Annotated in this window: 1 protein-coding gene; it reads right to left on the bottom strand. The window is 30.5% G+C overall.

Annotated elements, in window-relative coordinates; genetic code table 11:
• The coding region (locus H3V04_RS09270; RefSeq protein ID WP_198188329.1) for a hypothetical protein at positions 1 to 186 on the bottom strand (186 nt) is incomplete at its 3' end.
• Between the last annotated feature and the right edge of the window lie 96 nt (positions 187 to 282).

Genomic DNA, 282 nt, shown 5'->3' with positions numbered 1-282 from the left:
ATCATTTAGTTTAGTTGCAACATCAGTATCAATTTTTGTTAAAAAATATTTATCATTTGAAATAAAATAAAAGAGATAATCAGTTGATCCTACTTTGGCCACAAAAGATAATGGTTGATCATAATAATCAAAAATTAATTTATACTCCATGTTTATCAACAATTCTTCATAACTAGGTAGTTTCATTGCATCCCTCCTAAAACGGCAAATCGTCATCCGTAATATCAATTGAATCTCCTGATTCTGCAAAGGGATCAGGTGCCTGACTTTCATTGCTTCTAC

Source organism: Bifidobacterium sp. M0353, from assembly GCF_016100645.1.
Lineage (GTDB): Bacteria > Actinomycetota > Actinomycetes > Actinomycetales > Bifidobacteriaceae > Bombiscardovia > Bombiscardovia choladohabitans.
Note: the sequence above shows the minus strand (reverse complement) of the source record. Positions and strands in the feature narration are given on the sequence as shown.